This window comes from Bradyrhizobium stylosanthis (genome assembly GCF_001641335.1).
Classification (GTDB): domain Bacteria; phylum Pseudomonadota; class Alphaproteobacteria; order Rhizobiales; family Xanthobacteraceae; genus Bradyrhizobium; species Bradyrhizobium stylosanthis.
In genome coordinates this window covers 1,819,444-1,835,430 of record NZ_LVEM01000001.1, presented here as the reverse complement: position 1 = coordinate 1,835,430, position 15,987 = coordinate 1,819,444, and the positions used below count along the sequence as shown (strand labels likewise).

Here is a 15,987-nt window from a genome sequence, read left to right as displayed (position 1 = left end):
GACCGGCAAAACCGGTCCGCTTTTGTATTGGGATCGCGAAATGAGAGCTCAGGTGCCGGTGCGCGTCGCGGTGCTGAAGCGGCGGACGACGCGGCGCTCCACCACCACCGAGCGCTGGGCGCCCTGTTCGCCGGCGATCACGCGCGTCGCGGTGATGCGGCTGTTGGTGCGGGCCTGCTTCTTGACCTCGGCCTGGACGACATCGAGCGGCATGCCCATCAGGGCTGCGGCGATCTCGGCCTGCTGCTCCTGGTCGTCGGTGATACCGACGGCGGCGAAGATCGCCTCGTCCAGGGTGGGCGGATCGTGACGCACGCGCCGCGTGCCATATTTGGTATTCCAGTCTGCGCTCATAACGGCCTCGTTTCGATGCCGGGATACCTAGTGCTGGAGATGTTGCATTGCAATATGAAATCAATGTGGCATCACAGCTATGCACCGGTCGGGTGTCAGGGCGGTGACGCCGCACCCGCAGCGATCGCAACGCTTTGTTGCGGCCAGCGTTTCAGGGCGGCATGTCCGGCCGCGGTCAGCCCGTAAATTCCCCGCTCGGCCCGCTCGAACCAACCATACACATTGTTAAGCAAGATCTTGCCGGCATCGGGACAGCGCTCGCGCAGATCGCGCACGCGCTGCGGTCCCTCGGCGAGTGCCGCGGCGCAGGCGAGCGCCTGCTGCCGGTAGGCCGTCATGATCGGTGCCCGGGTGCTGCCGCCGAGCGCCGGATCGCCCTGGCGGCGCTGGTGTTCGGCCACGAGTCGCGAGCGAATCTTCGGCTCGCGGCGCGGGGCCGCCGTCGGCGGTTTCACCAGCACCTCAACCTGGCCGCGGTCGGTGACCCCGAGCATCCCGAAGCCGAGCCGCCGGCAGAGATTGCGGTAGCGCGCGTCGCTCTCGCGTCCCTTGCCGCGCACGGACATTTTCGCGGCGATCCAGACCTCGTCGCCGGCCGGCGCGCGGTCGACCGCCTGCAGGATCAGCTCGAGATTGAAGGCGAGCTTGAGCTCGCCGATCACCACGACGGGCGGATCGCCTGCGCTGAGCCCAACGAGATCGCAGCCGCCGATCTCGCCTTTCACGGTGAAGCCGAGCTCTTCGAGGAAGCGTTTGACGGGTAGATAAAGCGCGGTTTCCACGGGTGGTCCGATCGGAGAATCAGTTGCGGGCAGTCTAGCCCGGATCGGACTTCGGGCTCCCCCGGCATTTGCCCGGGAACCGATGGTGCGGCTATCCTGCGAACGGGACAGTCGGGCACCTTGCAAAGATGACGATCAGGAATGGGCTCTATCACATCCGCATCGAGATGCTGGACGCCGTCCAGGGCGGCAACCAGGGCGTCATGGTGCTGCGCGACGGTACCATGCGGGGCGGCGATTCATTCTTCTTCGCCTACGGCAGCTACACCTCGGCCGACGGCAAATGGAAAGGCGAACTGACCAACGAGGAGCACTCGCCTTCGTTCGACGAGCGCCCGGTATGGGGCCGCAAGGTCGTGACCATCGGCTTCAGCGGCACCTACAATGACGAGACCGCGTACGGCGAAGGCATTGCGCTCGCGGGCAAGCAGAGCATTCGTTTCAAGGGTAATCTACGGCTGCTGGTGCCGGATTGATTACACCCGCCCGCCGACCGGGATCAGCGCGCCCGTGATGCCGCTTGCGGCGTCGCTGACAAGAAACAGGATGACCTCGGCGAGCTCCTGCGGCGTCACCCATTTGGAAAAGTCGGTTTTCGGCATGTCGGCGCGGTTGGCCTTGGTGTCGATGATCGACGGCAGCACGGCGTTGACCGTGACCTTGCCCTTCCACTCGCTCGCCAATGCCTCGGTGAGGCGGTGCACGCCGGCCTTCGAAGCCGCATAGGGACCCATGCCGGAGCCGGCCTGAAGCGCACCCATGGCGCCGATATTGACGATGCGGCCGGCCTTGGAGGCGGCGAGGTGCGGCAGTGCCGCGTGCGAGGCGTTGAGCGCGGTGAGCACGTTCAGCGCATGCATGCGTTGCCACGTCTTGATGTCGCCGTCGCCGACCGTCTCGAAGGCAAAGCCGCCGGCGATGTTGATCAATGCGTCGAGCCGACCGAAATGCTTTGCGGCCGCATCGACGGCGTTCTTCGCCTGTATTGCATCGGACAGGTTGACACCGCCGATTTCGATGCGCTCTGTCGTTGCGGGGATTTGCGAGGGCGCATGGTCGATACCGGCGATGCGCGCGCCGCGTGCCTGCGCGGTCTCGGCGACCACCTTGCCGAGCGCGCCGAGCGCGCCGGTCACGACAATGACTTTTCCCTGCACGGTGCTCTCCGTCATTTGAACCTTCACCGACTATTGCGCGGGGTGAATTGCGCTTGCAATGGCGGCAACTCCAGGACTGGGCTATAAATGCAACTTTAGATCGTCGAGGAGGCCATTTCATGCCCGACAATTTGCCGACCATCGAATTTCCCGCTGCGATCGTCGACCTCAAATATCCGCTGATGCGGCTTCGACAGGCGTTGGACGGCAAGGGACCCGTGCGCATCGTCGCCATGGGCTCGTCGTCAACGGCTGGACGGGCCGATGTCGTCCCGTATCCGTATCGGCTGGAGATGTATTTGCGGCAGTACTTCAAGGACGTGGTGCAGCGGCCGGACATCCGGATCGACGTGCTGAACCGGGGCAAGGGCGGCGAAGAGGCAAACGAGGAGCTCGGACGCTTCGAGGCCGATATTTTTCGTGACGATCCGGCATTGGTCATCTGGCAGGTCGGAACCAACGCGGTCTTTCACAACGACAAATACGACGTGGATGTGGTCGCCGGGAACATCAGGAAGGGCCTGGCGCAACTACGCGCGCGCGGCTTCGAGGTTCTGATGATCGATCCGCAATATGTGACGAAGATGCTTTGGGACGACCGCGCTGAGCTCGCTGACAAGATGGTCCGGCTGATCCGCGAAGCCGCCAACGAGGCCGAAGTGAATTTGTTTCAGCGCTGGTCGCTGATGCGGCATTGGCACGTGCAGAACAATGTCTCGTTCGAGCAATTGATCGACACGGGTGATCCCGACAAGCTGCACCAGAACGATTGGAGCACCCAACAAGTGTCCCTGGCGCTCAAGAACACCATCATCAAGGCCCTCGGGCCGATGGCCTGAGGCTGCCGCCGCGGATCACGCCTGCAGGTAACGCTCCTTCAGCGCGGTCCGCTCCGCGGTGCCGAGCTTGAGCCCGTCGCGCAGATAGGTTTCGAGATCGCCATACTCCTTGCCGACGGCCTCGAATGCGGCCGCAAGATACGACGCCTCGACATTGCCGATGGCGTTGCGGACGTCCTCGGGAAGGTCGGTGGCCGCCGTCGCGTCGCGCTTGTAGTGCCGGTTGGTCAGCAGATAGTCCTCGGCAATGACGTCATCGGGCACACCGAGCGCATGCAGGATCAGCGCGCTGGCAAAGCCGGTGCGGTCCTTGCCGGCGGTGCAGTGGATCACAAGCGGCGCGCGGTCCTCCAGCAGATGGCCGAACAGCATGCGGAAGCTGTGCGTGTTGTGGCGGACATAGTTGCGATAGGACTCGCGCATGAGCTCGAGCGCGACCGCTGCGGTCAGCGTCCCCCCGGCGAGCTCGGCGCGCAGCGCCACCACCACCGTCGGCTCGATCGGCAGCGAATGCACGGTGATCTCGTTCACGACACAGACGCCGGACGTGCGCTCCTCGACGCCACGGAAATCGAAGGCGCTACGCACGCCGAGCGCGCGAACGATCTCGACATCGGCTGCGGTGAGCTGGCCGAGATGGTTGGAGCGGAAGATGTGCCGCCAGCGCGTGGTGCGGCCGTCGACGGTCTTGTAGCCGCCGAGGTCGCGGAAATTGCTGGCGCCTTGAAGGGCGAGATGACGGGCAGGGGAGTCTTTCAGGGAAGAGTCTTGCATGGGCTCAGCTTGGGTTATGGTTCCACCGGACGCACGTCTGGCGTCCTTGAGGTCTATTACAGGGGGCGATCATGGGCCGGCACAAGGCCATTGTTTTAGCGACCATCATGCTGGCGGGCGGAATTTCCGGTGCGTGGCAGGCCGATGCGCAGACCTTCAAGACCTACCGCTGTGCCGATGGTACGCAGTTCATCGTGGGGTTTTATGACTACGACAAGCGCGCGTTCCTCCAGATCGACGGCGAGCCTGTCACGCTCGCCAAGCGGCTGGCGGTCTCAGGTGCGCGCTATTCGGGGGCGGGGGTCACGCTGAGGATTCCCAAGACCGGGCCCATCACGGTGAAGCACCTGAAGCGGCCGGTCACGACCTGTACGACGGTCGAGAAGCCCGGGATCTAGCCGGGAGGGAATCCTGGAATCAAAAAGGGCCGAAACACCGTTGTTTCGACCCTTTTTCAAACTGCCGCCGGCCGCTTGCGAGCGCGGGGCGGTACCAAACCGGCAACTGGCATCATCGTTCCCATTTGGGCTTGGCTTCGTCGACCGCGTCTTGGTGGTACCAGCTATCGCTGCAGATCGAGACGTTCGCGGGAAGCGAAAGCTGATCGGCGGGAAGGCGGGTCTCGCCATAGCGGCGTCCGGCGAGAGCCGCGCGGCCCCCGACGGGGAATTGGTAGATCTTCGCAGATCCGTGACTCAGACCATTGTTCATCATTGCGATTCTCCTTGGTCGAAGCGCCTTGGCCTCCATGGTGCGCTCGACTCGTTCGATTGTGGTTACTGGAATCCCCATATCGGCCGCGGCTCCCGGATTGGGAAGTGCTGAAAAGGAAATCAGTTTCCGCCCAATTTTTGAGCAAGCGAGTGGCTGCACCCCCCAAGGCACCGCCTGAGTGGCTAACGCCTGGGCCATTCCAAAGGTTGCTAGGCAGGGGGCGGATGCTTTGCGAAAATTGCCGGACGTTGATGCGCGTTTCATCGGCAACTTCCGGCACCCGCTGGCCTGCTCCAGAATCAGGCGTTTTCCGCGGGATTTTTGCGGTGCAGCTTCACGCGAAGGTGCGCGGCTATGACGCAGGCCGCTGTGGACGATCGGCCGTGAGCCGGCCGGATCGGCCGCGGTGGAAAACCTCCCAGGCTGCGTCCTTTTGGCACGTAAAATGCTTGTAGGGGGCTGGCCGATGATGGCCGGGTACAAACGTGCGGGGCTCTCAACCCCACCTTTCGCATCATCTACAGAGAGGCTCAATGACCAAGTATAAGCTCGAGTACATCTGGCTCGACGGATATACGCCGACTCCGAACTTGCGCGGCAAAACTCAGATCAAGGAATTCGCGTCGTTCCCGACGCTCGAGCAGCTTCCGCTCTGGGGCTTCGATGGCTCCTCCACCCAGCAGGCCGAAGGCCACAGCTCCGATTGCGTGCTGAAGCCCGTCGCCGTGTTCCCGGACGGCGCGCGCACCAACGGCGTGCTGGTGATGTGCGAAGTCATGATGCCCGACGGCAAGACCCCGCACGCCTCCAACAAGCGCGCCACCATCCTCGACGATGCCGGCGCCTGGTTCGGCTTCGAGCAGGAATACTTCTTCTACAAGAACGGCCGTCCGCTCGGCTTCCCCGAGGCCGGCTATCCGGCCCCGCAGGGTCCGTACTACACCGGCGTCGGCTATTCGAACGTCGGCGACGTCGCCCGCAAGATCGTCGAAGAGCATCTCGACCTCTGCCTCGCGGCCGGCATCAACCACGAAGGCATCAACGCGGAAGTCGCGAAGGGCCAGTGGGAATTCCAGATCTTCGGCAAGGGCTCCAAGAAGGCCGCTGACGAAATGTGGATGGCCCGCTACCTGATGCTGCGCCTCACCGAGAAGTACGGCATCGACATCGAGTTCCACTGCAAGCCGCTCGGCGACACCGACTGGAACGGCTCGGGCATGCACGCCAACTTCTCCACCGAGTACATGCGTACGGTCGGCGGCAAGGAGTACTTCGAGGCCCTGATGGCCGCCTTCGACAAGAACCTGATGGACCACATCGCCGTCTACGGCCCGGACAACGACAAGCGTCTGACCGGCAAGCACGAGACCGCGCCGTGGAACAAGTTCAGCTACGGCGTTGCCGATCGCGGCGCCTCGATCCGCGTTCCGCACTCCTTCGTCAACAACGGCTACAAGGGCTATCTGGAAGACCGCCGTCCGAACTCGCAAGGCGACCCATACCAGATCGCTTCGCAGATCCTGAAGACGATCGCGTCGGTCCCGGCTGACAAGAAGGCCGCGGCCTAAGATCCTCCCGGCCCGGGCTGGGGGGCTGGCCTGGGTTGGATCTCAATCCGCCGGAGCGGCAACGCTCCGGCGGATTTTTGCATTCTGGTGACAGCCGTTGTTGTGGGTCTGCCGGCCATGCTGGCCCAAAGCCTGTCCATCGCCGCCCAAAGCGGGATAGAGTGCTGCCAGGATACGCGCGGGGCCGGGGACGGCTGGTGTTTGAGGGTTTCTACAAGACGAGATTTCAGCTCGGCAACGCGGTCGGCCGGAGCGTGATGCATGTGGCGAACGGCAAGCTGCTGGGCGGCAATACGGCGTTCGCCCATATCGGCACCTATGAGCGAACCGAAGCCGGCGTCGACATCGTCATCAAGACCGTCCGCCACAACCCCGATCCGAATTACCGCGCCATGGCCGGCACGGATGATGCGACCTTGATCGCAAAGGGCTGGGCCGACGGCGATCTCTATCGCCTCAAGGGCGAGTTGAAGGAGCTGCCGGGCGTGCCGTTCCAGTCGCTGATGACGCCGATCACCGAAGACGAAGTGCCGATCGCCGGCAGCGTCGGTGCGGACGGCATTGCCGACGGCCTCTACTCGATCCACCTGCGCATGCTCGACGGCGTCGACGGCGGCCTCAGCGGCGTGATGCTGCTCAACCAGGGCCGCATCCTCGGCGGCGATGCGGCGTTCTACTATCTCGGCAGCTACACCGCCGCGAAGGGCCGCTGGAAGGGCCAGATCCTCAACCAGGAGCACACGCCGGCCAAGGACGATCCGATCTTCGGCGGCCACGAGGTCGGCATCGGCTTCTCCGGCTCGTATGATGCGGAGGAGGCGGTGCTGGAGGCGACGGCGCTGGCCGGCAAGCGATCCTTGCGCCTCACTGCCGCGCTCAAGCTGATCCACCGCGCCTGATCGCACTTTCGGGAATCCACATGACCAACACCATTCGCATGCTCTCGACGCTCGGCCTGATGGGCGCGATGCGGAGCCTGTCCTCCGCGTTCGAGGCCGCCAGCGGCATTCGTGTCGATGCGGACTACGCGCCGACTCTGGCGCTGCTCAAGCGGCTACGCGCGGAGGAGGCCGCCGATCTCGTCATCCTCACCCGCGAGGGGTTAGATGAGATGATCGCCGAGCGCCGCGTGATCGCGGACGGCGCGGCCGACCTCGCGCGCTCCTATGTCGGCATCGCCGTGCTTGCGGGGCAGGCGCATCCCGATATCGCGACGGAGGCCGCGTTGCGCCAGACGCTGCTTGCGGCGCGGTCCGTCGCCTATTCGCGGCTTGGTGCGAGCGGCGTGTACTTCGCCCAGTTGATCGTGCGGATGGGGATCGCGGCCGAGATCAACGCGAAGGCCACCGTCGTCGAGCAGGGATTTACGGCCGAGCGGCTGGTCAGCGGCGAGGCCGACCTTGCCGTGCAGCAGATCAGCGAGCTGAAGCAGGTCGGTGGCATTGAGGTGGTGGGCCCGGTCCCGCACGAGCTGCAGACGCCGGCGGTGTTCTCCGCCGGGCGCATGGCGAATGCGAAGCATGCCGACGCGGCCGATCGGCTGCTGCGCTACCTCGCATCTCCGGACGTCGTGCCCGTGCTGCGCCAATCGGGACTCGAGCCTTGAATTTGCCGGAGCGGGGACGCAACGTGGCGGCCATGCGGACTTATCTCCTTGCCATCGTCTTCGCGCTCGCCGCGCCCCTCGCGGCGCATGCGCAATCGGCCGACCTCGTCCTGTGCGACCGGGTCGCCGCCGACCCCAGCGATCCCGACAAGCCGGCCGACGTGAGAGGCGTTGCGGAGATCGCGGCGTCCGACGTTGCGACCGCCATCAAGTTCTGCAAGCAGGCAGCATCATCCTCGCGCCGTGCGATGTTCGAGCTGGGGCGCGCTTACGCGGCGAACCGGCAGACGGCGGAGGCGATCGCCGCCTGGCGCAAGGCGGCCGACAAGGGATCGAGCGCGGCGATGGTCGAGCTCGGCGTGCTCTACGGCACCGGCGCCGGCGTTGCCAAGGACGAAGCGCAGGCGCGCAAATTGTTCGAGAAGGCGGCGCAGTCGGGCAATCCCCGCGGCGTCAGCAACCTTGCCGCGCTCGGCGGCGCAGGTGGCGCGGCACCGGCCGATCCCGCGCAGGCCCGTGCGCTGCTCGGCAAAGCCGCAGAAACCAACGCGGAGGCGCAATATCAGCTCGGCCTGATGCTGTCCGAAGGCACTGGCGGCGCCAAGGACGACGTCGCGGCACGCGCGCTGTTCGAGAAGGCGGCGGCGCAGAACCATCCCGCTGCGCTGGAGCGGATGGGCGCCTTCACGCAGGAAGGCCGCGGCGGTCCCAAGGACAAGGACGCCGCGAAGGCCTATTACGAGCGCGCCGCTGCGCTCGGCGACGAGGACGCCAAGAAGGCGCTGGAGCGGCTTCGCTGCCCCTATGCGATCAAGGACAAGCAGGGCAAGCTCGTCACCACGCTGTGCTTCTGAGCCGGCTCTCGCTTCGACAGAGGCGAGGGCGACGCTGTCTCAGCTCACTTCATGTAGTAGGCGAGATTGTTGCGGGCGTCGCGATAGGTCGTCTCGAGGAAGTCCGGATACTCCGCGGCGGCCTGCGAGACGGCGCGCACGACACAGGCCCAGAAGTCGCCATCCCATTTGAAATGCGCCTCAGTCGCGCCCTCGAACTTGACGGCGGTGATGATGGCCTTGCGGATCGCATCGTCATCGGCGCGGGGATGGGCGCGCTTGAGATAGCCGAACATCGGCCCCTCATGGGCGTGGTCGCGGTCATAGCGGTATTTCTCGCCCATCTGCTGCGGCGTGAGGGTGCGATTGATGCGGACCTCCTCGGCGGTCGGGCGTCCCTCGATCGAATTCAATCGGTAGCGCCAGCGCCAGAGTTCGAAGGCGGCATCGAGCAGCGGCTGCTTCGCTGCGCTCGCGACGAATTCCGCGATCTGCTCTTCGGGGGATGGCTCTGTCTGGTTCGACGTCTGGTTCATGCCCCTTGGTCGCGCGCCTGCGCCTGATGGTTCGAAGCCGCCTCGGGGAGGAGGAACCAGCTCCAGCAAGGACCGTTGAACCCCGACAAGCGGGAGAGGTGACCATGATCCGCAAGCTGGCATCCGGCGAGTACCGCCTTTACTCACGCAAGGTGAACCCGAAGACCGGCAAGCGCCGAAACCTCGGCACCTTCAGGAGCCGCGCGGCGGCCGAGAAGCACGAGCGTGAGGTGCAGTATTTCAAGCGGCACTGAAGCGCCCGGACGGCCCGCCAAAACAAAATGCCGAAAACAACCCCATGCACAGTAGCCGGGGCCCTGACATTACAGCGAAATCCCGTTCTGCTGATTTTACGAAGCCGATTTGACCCGTCGGGCAAAACAGGGGCATAATGGCGAGGTGGCAGAGCGCGGCCCTAGGGAGCCTCGAAGCGAGCCCTGAAGGGCCCTGCGCGGAAAAGCCGGGTGGAATCGCTGCGGCAGCAATGCTAGGTAGCCGGCGATTCTTTTTGGATTTGCGGGCGCATTGCATTGCTGGACGGACTCTACAAGGTTGAATACGGCGTCAACGATGCGTTCGGCCGCAGCATCATGTGCCTGCACGACGGCAAGATGCTGGGCGGCAATTCGGGCTTTGCGCATCTCGGTACCTATTCCGAGCAGGATGGCGAGATCGTCGCCGAGGTCATCACCGAGCGGCATAACCTCGATCCCGGCTACAAGCCGCTGATGGGAGCGGACGTCGCCTCGATCGGGGCGCGGGGCCGGCTGCACGGCAACGAGATCCGCCTGCAGGGCGGTGCGAACACGATGCCGGGCGCCCATTTCTGGGCCAATTTGACCCGGCTCGACGATGGGGCGCTGCCGCCGCGCGGCGCGATCGGGCAGGGCGGCATCGCCAACGGGCTCTACGGGATGAGCCTGCGGGCGCTCGACGGGGTCGATGCCGGGCTGTCCGGCGTGATGCTGCTGATCGACGGCCGCATCCTCGGCGGCGATGCGTTCTTCTACTATCTCGGCTCCTATTCCTCGGCGGACGGCCGCTGGAAGGGCGAGATGCTGAACCAGGAGCACACGCCGGCCAAAGGCGAGAACCCCGTGTTCGGCGGCTTCGAGGTCGGGATCGGCTTCTCCGGGACCTGCACGGAAGACAGCGGCGAGCTCGAAGGCATCGCGCTCGCCGGCAAGCGCAGCCTGCGCCTTGCGGCTTCGCTCAAGCTGATGCGGCGGGCTTAGGGAGCGGATCGGGCGCCTCTTGGATCGACAGCCCGGTTCGCGGCGACGTAGTCGATCTCGCCGCGCGAGATGCCGATATCGTGGAGCGCCATGTCGCTCAGGCCGTCCAGCCGGGCCGTGACCCGCCGGCGTTCGTGCCTTTCGCGAAGAGCAGCGCGGCAATTGGTGAGCAGGTCCAGCCCAAAGCGAACCAGCCCAAAGCGAGCCGACCCAAGTCGAACTGGCGTGAGCGTCCGGCGCGACGTGGACATATCGAAGGTTGTAGCCATCTGAAATCTCCCCGGTATCTGCCTCGACAAGGCAAGGATGCCCGGACGCTCCGGGATGCGCTTGACATCCGGCTTACATTTTCCTTACCGGCGGCATATTCTTTCGTTTCCCGACAGTGCCGGAGCGTGTGAGGCGACCCGTGAGGTGACGAGGGAGCGGTAGCGTGCGCTATTTCTTCGAGGACTACGATCTCGACACCGACCGATGCGAGCTCCGCCGTGGGTCCCATATCGTCCCGACCGCACCGCAGGTTTTCGACCTGCTCGGTTACCTGATCCGGCAAAGGGAGCGCGTCGTCAGCAAAGACGATTTGGTCAACGCCATCTGGAGCGGACGTATCGTGTCCGACGTCGCCCTGACGACCCGCCTCAACGCGGCCCGGAGCGCGATCGGCGATTCCGGCGAGGAGCAACGCCTGATCAAGACGCTGCCGCGAAAGGGCTTTCGTTTCGTCGGCGTGGTTCGCGAGGAGGACAGGCCGCCTGCCGCCACGGCTCACTCCGGTGACGCGGATTCGTCAAAGGCCGCGCTTGCGCTGCCAGACAAGCCTTCGATCGCCGTATTGTCCTTCGAGAACATGAGCGGCGATCCCGAGCAGCAGTACTTTGCCGATGGCATGGTCGAAGAGATCACCACCGCGCTGTCGCGGTTCAAATGGCTGTTCGTCATCGCGCGTAACTCGAGCTTCACGTTCAAGGGCAGGGCAGTCGACATCAAGGAGGTCGGCCGCAGCCTCGGCGTGCGTTATGTTCTCGAGGGGTCTGTTCGCAAGTCGCCGGGCAAGGTTCGCATCACCGGGCAGTTGATCGATGCGGTGACGGGCGCACACATCTGGGCCGACAGGTTCGAGCGCGACCTGACGGACGTGTTCGCCCTTCAGGACGAGGTCGCCGTTGCCGTGGTCTCGGCCATCGAGCCGAAATTGCTTCAAACTGAAATCGCGTTGGCGACGCGGCGGCGGCCGGAGAACCTTACGGCCTATGATTTCTATCTGCGGGCTTTGCCGCATTATTCCGCCTCCACCCGCGAAGGGATCGCAGAGGCGATAAGGCTCACGCACAATGCCCTGGAGCAGGACCCCCGGTTCGCCTTGGCGGCTGGTTTGGCAGCTTCCTGCCACTCGCTCAATGTGACCATGGGCTACTCCGTCGATCCTCAATTCGATCGCAGGGAAGCCATTCGCCATTTTCGCCTGGCGCTGAATATCGACGACAGCGACCCGGCAACGCTGGCTCACGCTGCCGTCGTCTCGGCCTTCATGGTCGGCGATTGGGAAAGCGAGATCGAGATGGCGGATCGTGCGGTCGCACTCAACCCGAACTCATTTGTCGCATGGCATGCCAGAGGCTGGGTGTACCGGATTGCGGGGCAGCCGGAAGAGGCGATCAGAAACTTCGAACATGCCTTTCGCTTGAGCCCGGTCGATCCGCAACTGCACCGGTCGCTCATCGGAATGGCGATGGCCCTTATCGAACTCGGCCGTTTTGACGAGGCGGTCATGGCAGCAAAGAAAGCTGTTCGTCAGAATCCCGCTCATGCGGCGTCGTACCGGTGCCTGGCGAGCGCTTTTGCGCATCTCGGCCATGACGCGCAGGCGCGCGAGGCGGCGGCCGGCGTGATCGAGCACGATCCCACCTTTACGATATCGACCTATATCGGCCGCGGTGGTCAGGCCAAGGCGAAGCGATTGATCGAGGGTCTCCGGAAGGCGGGGTTGCCCGAGTGACCCCCGAGCTGATCGGCATTCGAAGCAAGGGCCCGGGGCTCGCCTGGTCGGCGCTTGTCCCGGAAGGTCCACCGACGCTGGAATGATTTCGCGACTTCTCAGCGTGCGTTTGTCGTCATAGGATCGGATCACCCGAGCGAACGGGCGTCAGTTTCAACGTGTTCGTTTTGAACGCGGAAGTGGCGCCGTAGGATCGCTCGTCAAAGCCGGCCGCACCGGCGAATAAAAGCACAGGGGGGTTATCATGTCCGCGTTGTCACGCCGCGATTTCCTTGCATTGTCCACATCAGCCGCAGCCATCAGCCTCGCCGCGCCGGCGCGCGCCGCGATGGGACCGAATGACAAGTACGATCTGGTGATCCGCGGGGGAGAGGTCCTCGACCCCAGCCAGTCGCTGCGCGCCAAACGCGATATCGGCATCCGCTGGGGCGTGATCGAAACCGTCCAGGAGACGATCCCCGCCGAGCGCGCCCTGAAGAGCATCGACGCGTCGGGCAAGCTCGTGATGCCCGGCCTCATCGATCTGCATTGTCACGTCTATCCCTATGGCTCGGCCATCGGCATTCCCGCCGACGAGCTGGTGCAATTCCAGGGCACGACGACCGTCGTGTCGGCCGGCGATGCCGGCGTCAACAATCTGGCGGCGCTGCGCCGCTTCATCGTGGCCCAGACGCGGGCGCGGATGTACGCCTTTGTCCACATCGCCAACAACGGCCTTTCGGCATTCCCCGTCGCCGAGCTCTACAATATCGACTCCGCGCAAACCGAAGCCTGCGCGATGGCGCTCGCCGAGAACCAGGACTTCCTCCTCGGGGTCAAGGTGCGGATGTCGGAGAACGTGATCTACAAGCACGGGCTCGAGCCGCTGAAGCGCGGCATCCAGGCCTGCGAGATGTGCGGCTGGCCGGCGAAGATGATGGTGCATATCGGTGGCGTCGAGTCCAAGGAGCTGATGTCGCAGATCCTCGATCTGCTCCGCCCGGGCGACGTGCTGACGCATGCCTATTCGGGCGCCCCGAACATGTCCAACGTCTTCACCAATATCGTCCAGGAGGGCAAGCTGCTGCCCGCGGCCCTGGCGGCCAAGCAGCGCGGCGTCCTGTTCGATGTCGGTCATGGCGGCGGCAGCTTCGATTTCACCGTGGCGGAAGTGGCGATTCCCGGTGGATGCACGCCGGACACCATTTCGTCCGACATCCACGTCTTCTCCGGCAATTCGCCCGGCATTCCGTTCCTGCCCAACGTGATGAGCAAGTTCATGGTGCTCGGCTTCACGCTGGAGCAGGTGGTGGCCATGGCCACGACAGCCCCGGCGAAGATCATCAGTCGCGCGCCGAAGATCGGCACGCTGCAGGTCGGTGCGCCCGGCGACGTCGCCATCATGGAGCTGGTGGAGGGGCCGGTCAGCTTCCTCGACACCCGCAACAACAAGCGAGACGGAAAGGCCCAGCTCAAGCCGGTCCAGACGGTCATCAACGGCGTGCCGTTCGGCCGGCCTTATCAGGCGCCGTTTGCGGTGAGGTAGCAAGGCGACATGCGGTTTGGCGATCGTGCAGGATTTTGACGTGAAGGGCGCAAGCCTGGGCTCATCGACGCCGCGTCGGCTTATGTCGGGAAGCGAGATTGAAATCCCGCCTAGGGGCCAGCCTTGAGATTTCGGCCCGCGAGCGGTTCGATGCCGTCCTCGGCTTGATCCTCCCAATCGTTCCACTCGACGTTGTTGATCTCGAGATAGCGGGAGACGGCCACGCCGATGGTCGGGAAAAAATAATGTTCGCCAAGCTGCGCGAACAGGCCAAATCGCTTCAGCTTGTCCTTCACGGGGTCCTTGAGCTCGGCAAAGCAGAACTCGATGCCCTGCGCGGTCAGCGTCTGGTCGAGTTCGGCGACCACATCGCAGGCGGTGACGTCCACGCTCGTCACCGGCTCGGCGGCGACGACCAGCCAGCGCACGGGCGTCGGCGATGTCGAGATGGCATCCAACACACGCTCCCGGAAGAATTCCGCGTTGGCGAAGAACAGCGGCGCATCCCACCGGAACAGGACCAGTCCCGGCACGCGGCGCGCAGCCGGATATCGGGTGATGTCGTGGTAACCCTTGACGCCCTGGGCGCGCCCCAGGATCGCGGAGTGCGGCCGCCAGCCGTCCCACAGGAACTCGATGATCGCGAGCGCGATCGCAAGGCCGATCCCCGGAATGACGCCGAGCACTGCCACACCGACGAAGCAGACGATCGAGAGCCAGAACTCCCAGCGCTGGATGCGATAGATCCGCTTGAGGTCGGCAACCTCGAACAGGCCGATCGCCGAGGCAATGACGACGGCGGCCAATGCGGCGGTGGGCAGATGCTCCAGCAGGCTTGGCGCAACCAGCAGGAGCAGGGCGATGGCCAGCGCGCCGATGACGCTCGTGAGCTGGGTGCGGGCGCCGGCGGCTTCGGCCACGGGCGTGCGGGAGCTGCTGCTGCTGATCGGAAAGCCCTGGAAAAAGCCGGTCGCCAGATTGGCGGCGCCGAGCCCCACCATCTCCTGGTTGGGATCGACCCGCATCCCCAGTCGCGCGGCGTAGGAGCGTGACAGCACGCTCGTATCGGCGAACGACACCATTGCGATCGCGCAGCCGCCGAGCAGCACCGGGATGATGTCGCTTTGGGTGATCCATGGGACCGCGAAACCCGGCAGCCCCTGCGGCAGCGGGCCCAACACCTTGACGCCGTATCCCGTCCCGAGGCCGAGCATCCCGACGACGATGGTCGCCGCAACGACGGCAATCAGGATGCCCGGCAGTTTGGTGTTCTTGAGAAGGATGATCGTGGCCAGCGTCGCGAAGCCGATCGCGAACGCGACCCAATTGATCTGCCCGTCAAGGATCGCCTTGGCGATCGCCCACAGGCTTCGCAGCGGTCCTTCGCCCTCGATGGAGAAACCCAAGAGCTTTGGCAATTGGCTGATCAGCACGGTCAACGCAATTCCGTTCATGTAGCCATAGCGTATCGGCTTGGACAGAAGCTCGGTGACAAAGCCGAGACGCGCGACACCGGCCAGGATGCAAGCCAGCCCTGAGACGATCGCCATCATGCCGGCGAGCGTCACGGCGCGCATGGGATCGCCGGCAGCCAGCGGCGTGATGACGCCGAGCAATATTCCCGCCAGCGCGGAATCCGGGCCGAGCACGAGGATGCGGCTCGGGCCGAACAAGGCGTAAGCCAGCAGCGGCACGATGGTGGCGTACAGGCCATAGATGCCGGGCAATCCCGATGCGACGGAATAGGCAATTCCAACCGGCACCAGCATCGTCGCCAGCACCACGCCGGCGAAGACGTCGTGCGGAAGCCAGGCGGCTTCATAGCGACGAAGCGTATCCAGTCCGGGCAGCCATTGCTTCATCAAACGTCACTCCCGCACGCGGCGCCGTTTCCGGCAATCTGCAGTCAATCGTCCTGAGGTGCGCAATGTTTCATTGCACGGTTTTGCTGCGCGCGCAGCGCCGGGGCCAAGCAGCCCAAATTCAAGCCGACGCCACAGGCTCCGCCATGATCATCGAAGAGCTTTGATCAAGATCAATACGCCTGATGTCGCCACCCAAAACGCCG

The 15,987-nt window shown here is 64.5% G+C and carries 19 protein-coding genes; 11 read left to right on the top strand and 8 right to left on the bottom strand.

What is annotated here, in order from left to right:
- Nucleotides 1–48 precede the first annotated feature (48 nt).
- Both A7X65_RS08930 and A7X65_RS08925 read right to left on the bottom strand, forming a co-directional pair.
- The gene (locus A7X65_RS08930) at nt 49–354 is read right to left on the bottom strand and encodes a hypothetical protein (protein WP_063683963.1); all 306 of its coding nucleotides are present in this window, start codon (nt 352–354) and stop codon (nt 49–51) included.
- Between the two features lie 95 nt (nt 355–449).
- The gene (locus A7X65_RS08925) at nt 450–1,136 is read right to left on the bottom strand and encodes a DUF2161 domain-containing phosphodiesterase (RefSeq protein ID WP_063683962.1); all 687 of its coding nucleotides are present in this window, start codon (nt 1,134–1,136) and stop codon (nt 450–452) included.
- A gap of 128 nt (nt 1,137–1,264) precedes the next feature.
- Between A7X65_RS08925 and A7X65_RS08920 the strand changes: the two genes are divergently transcribed.
- Nucleotides 1,265–1,612: a GrlR family regulatory protein gene (locus A7X65_RS08920; protein ID WP_063683960.1), complete on the top strand. Its 348-nt coding sequence runs from the start codon at nt 1,265–1,267 to the stop codon at nt 1,610–1,612.
- On the opposite strand, the gene A7X65_RS08915 is transcribed toward A7X65_RS08920, so the two are convergent.
- Nucleotides 1,613–2,293 carry an SDR family oxidoreductase gene (locus A7X65_RS08915; RefSeq protein ID WP_063684883.1) on the bottom strand — a complete coding sequence of 227 codons (681 nt, stop codon included), beginning with the start codon at nt 2,291–2,293 and terminating at the stop codon, nt 1,613–1,615. It lies immediately after the preceding gene.
- Nucleotides 2,294–2,412: 119 nt separating this feature from the next.
- On the opposite strand from A7X65_RS08915, the gene A7X65_RS08910 reads away from it, so the two are divergent.
- Nucleotides 2,413–3,132 (top strand): SGNH/GDSL hydrolase family protein, encoded by a 720-nt coding sequence (locus A7X65_RS08910; protein ID WP_063683958.1) that lies wholly within the window; start codon nt 2,413–2,415, stop codon nt 3,130–3,132.
- 15 nt (nt 3,133–3,147) lie between these two features.
- On the opposite strand, the gene A7X65_RS08905 is transcribed toward A7X65_RS08910, so the two are convergent.
- On the bottom strand, nt 3,148–3,891 hold the full coding sequence (locus tag A7X65_RS08905) for a tyrosine-protein phosphatase (RefSeq protein WP_063684882.1): 744 nt from the start codon (nt 3,889–3,891) through the stop codon (nt 3,148–3,150).
- Nucleotides 3,892–3,977: 86 nt separating this feature from the next.
- On the opposite strand from A7X65_RS08905, the gene A7X65_RS08900 reads away from it, so the two are divergent.
- Complete coding sequence (locus A7X65_RS08900) at nt 3,978–4,304, top strand: MliC family protein (RefSeq protein ID WP_063683956.1); 327 nt, start codon at nt 3,978–3,980, stop codon at nt 4,302–4,304.
- Nucleotides 4,305–4,416: 112 nt separating this feature from the next.
- On the opposite strand, the gene A7X65_RS08895 is transcribed toward A7X65_RS08900, so the two are convergent.
- Nucleotides 4,417–4,620 (bottom strand): DUF2735 domain-containing protein, encoded by a 204-nt coding sequence (locus A7X65_RS08895; protein ID WP_063683954.1) that lies wholly within the window; start codon nt 4,618–4,620, stop codon nt 4,417–4,419.
- A gap of 533 nt (nt 4,621–5,153) precedes the next feature.
- Between A7X65_RS08895 and A7X65_RS08890 the strand changes: the two genes are divergently transcribed.
- The 4 genes from A7X65_RS08890 (at nt 5,154) to A7X65_RS08875 (ending at nt 8,648) form a co-directional block, all read left to right on the top strand.
- A complete protein-coding gene (locus A7X65_RS08890) occupies nt 5,154–6,188 on the top strand; it encodes a glutamine synthetase beta-grasp domain-containing protein (protein WP_063683952.1) in 1,035 nt (344 codons plus the stop codon).
- Between the two features lie 197 nt (nt 6,189–6,385).
- Complete coding sequence (locus tag A7X65_RS08885; RefSeq protein ID WP_063683951.1) at nt 6,386–7,087, top strand: GrlR family regulatory protein; 702 nt, start codon at nt 6,386–6,388, stop codon at nt 7,085–7,087.
- A 20-nt stretch (nt 7,088–7,107) separates the two neighbouring features.
- Entirely contained in the window at nt 7,108–7,794 is a 687-nt protein-coding gene (locus A7X65_RS08880) for a substrate-binding domain-containing protein (RefSeq protein WP_063683949.1), read from the top strand.
- A gap of 32 nt (nt 7,795–7,826) precedes the next feature.
- Nucleotides 7,827–8,648, top strand: a complete 822-nt coding sequence (locus tag A7X65_RS08875; protein WP_063684881.1) for a tetratricopeptide repeat protein — start codon at nt 7,827–7,829, stop codon at nt 8,646–8,648.
- 44 nt (nt 8,649–8,692) lie between these two features.
- On the opposite strand, the gene A7X65_RS08870 is transcribed toward A7X65_RS08875, so the two are convergent.
- A complete protein-coding gene (locus tag A7X65_RS08870) occupies nt 8,693–9,163 on the bottom strand; it encodes a hypothetical protein (protein WP_063683948.1) in 471 nt (156 codons plus the stop codon).
- Between the two features lie 104 nt (nt 9,164–9,267).
- On the opposite strand from A7X65_RS08870, the gene A7X65_RS41600 reads away from it, so the two are divergent.
- Together A7X65_RS41600 and A7X65_RS08860 are read left to right on the top strand one after the other, a co-directional pair.
- Nucleotides 9,268–9,417: a hypothetical protein gene (locus A7X65_RS41600; protein WP_007591825.1), complete on the top strand. Its 150-nt coding sequence runs from the start codon at nt 9,268–9,270 to the stop codon at nt 9,415–9,417.
- A gap of 276 nt (nt 9,418–9,693) precedes the next feature.
- A complete protein-coding gene (locus A7X65_RS08860; protein WP_063683946.1) occupies nt 9,694–10,398 on the top strand; it encodes a hypothetical protein in 705 nt (234 codons plus the stop codon).
- On the opposite strand, the gene A7X65_RS08855 is transcribed toward A7X65_RS08860, so the two are convergent.
- Nucleotides 10,395–10,667 carry a DUF1127 domain-containing protein gene (locus A7X65_RS08855; protein ID WP_063683944.1) on the bottom strand — a complete coding sequence of 91 codons (273 nt, stop codon included), beginning with the start codon at nt 10,665–10,667 and terminating at the stop codon, nt 10,395–10,397. The genes A7X65_RS08860 and A7X65_RS08855 overlap by 4 nt on opposite strands.
- A gap of 164 nt (nt 10,668–10,831) precedes the next feature.
- Between A7X65_RS08855 and A7X65_RS08850 the strand changes: the two genes are divergently transcribed.
- The gene (locus tag A7X65_RS08850; protein WP_063683943.1) at nt 10,832–12,394 is read left to right on the top strand and encodes a winged helix-turn-helix domain-containing tetratricopeptide repeat protein; all 1,563 of its coding nucleotides are present in this window, start codon (nt 10,832–10,834) and stop codon (nt 12,392–12,394) included.
- Between the two features lie 244 nt (nt 12,395–12,638).
- The gene (locus A7X65_RS08845) at nt 12,639–13,919 is read left to right on the top strand and encodes an amidohydrolase family protein (protein WP_063683942.1); all 1,281 of its coding nucleotides are present in this window, start codon (nt 12,639–12,641) and stop codon (nt 13,917–13,919) included.
- Nucleotides 13,920–14,029: 110 nt separating this feature from the next.
- Here A7X65_RS08845 and A7X65_RS08840 read toward each other — a convergent pair whose 3' ends face one another.
- Complete coding sequence (locus tag A7X65_RS08840) at nt 14,030–15,781, bottom strand: SulP family inorganic anion transporter (protein ID WP_063683941.1); 1,752 nt, start codon at nt 15,779–15,781, stop codon at nt 14,030–14,032.
- Nucleotides 15,782–15,987: the final 206 nt, after the last annotated feature.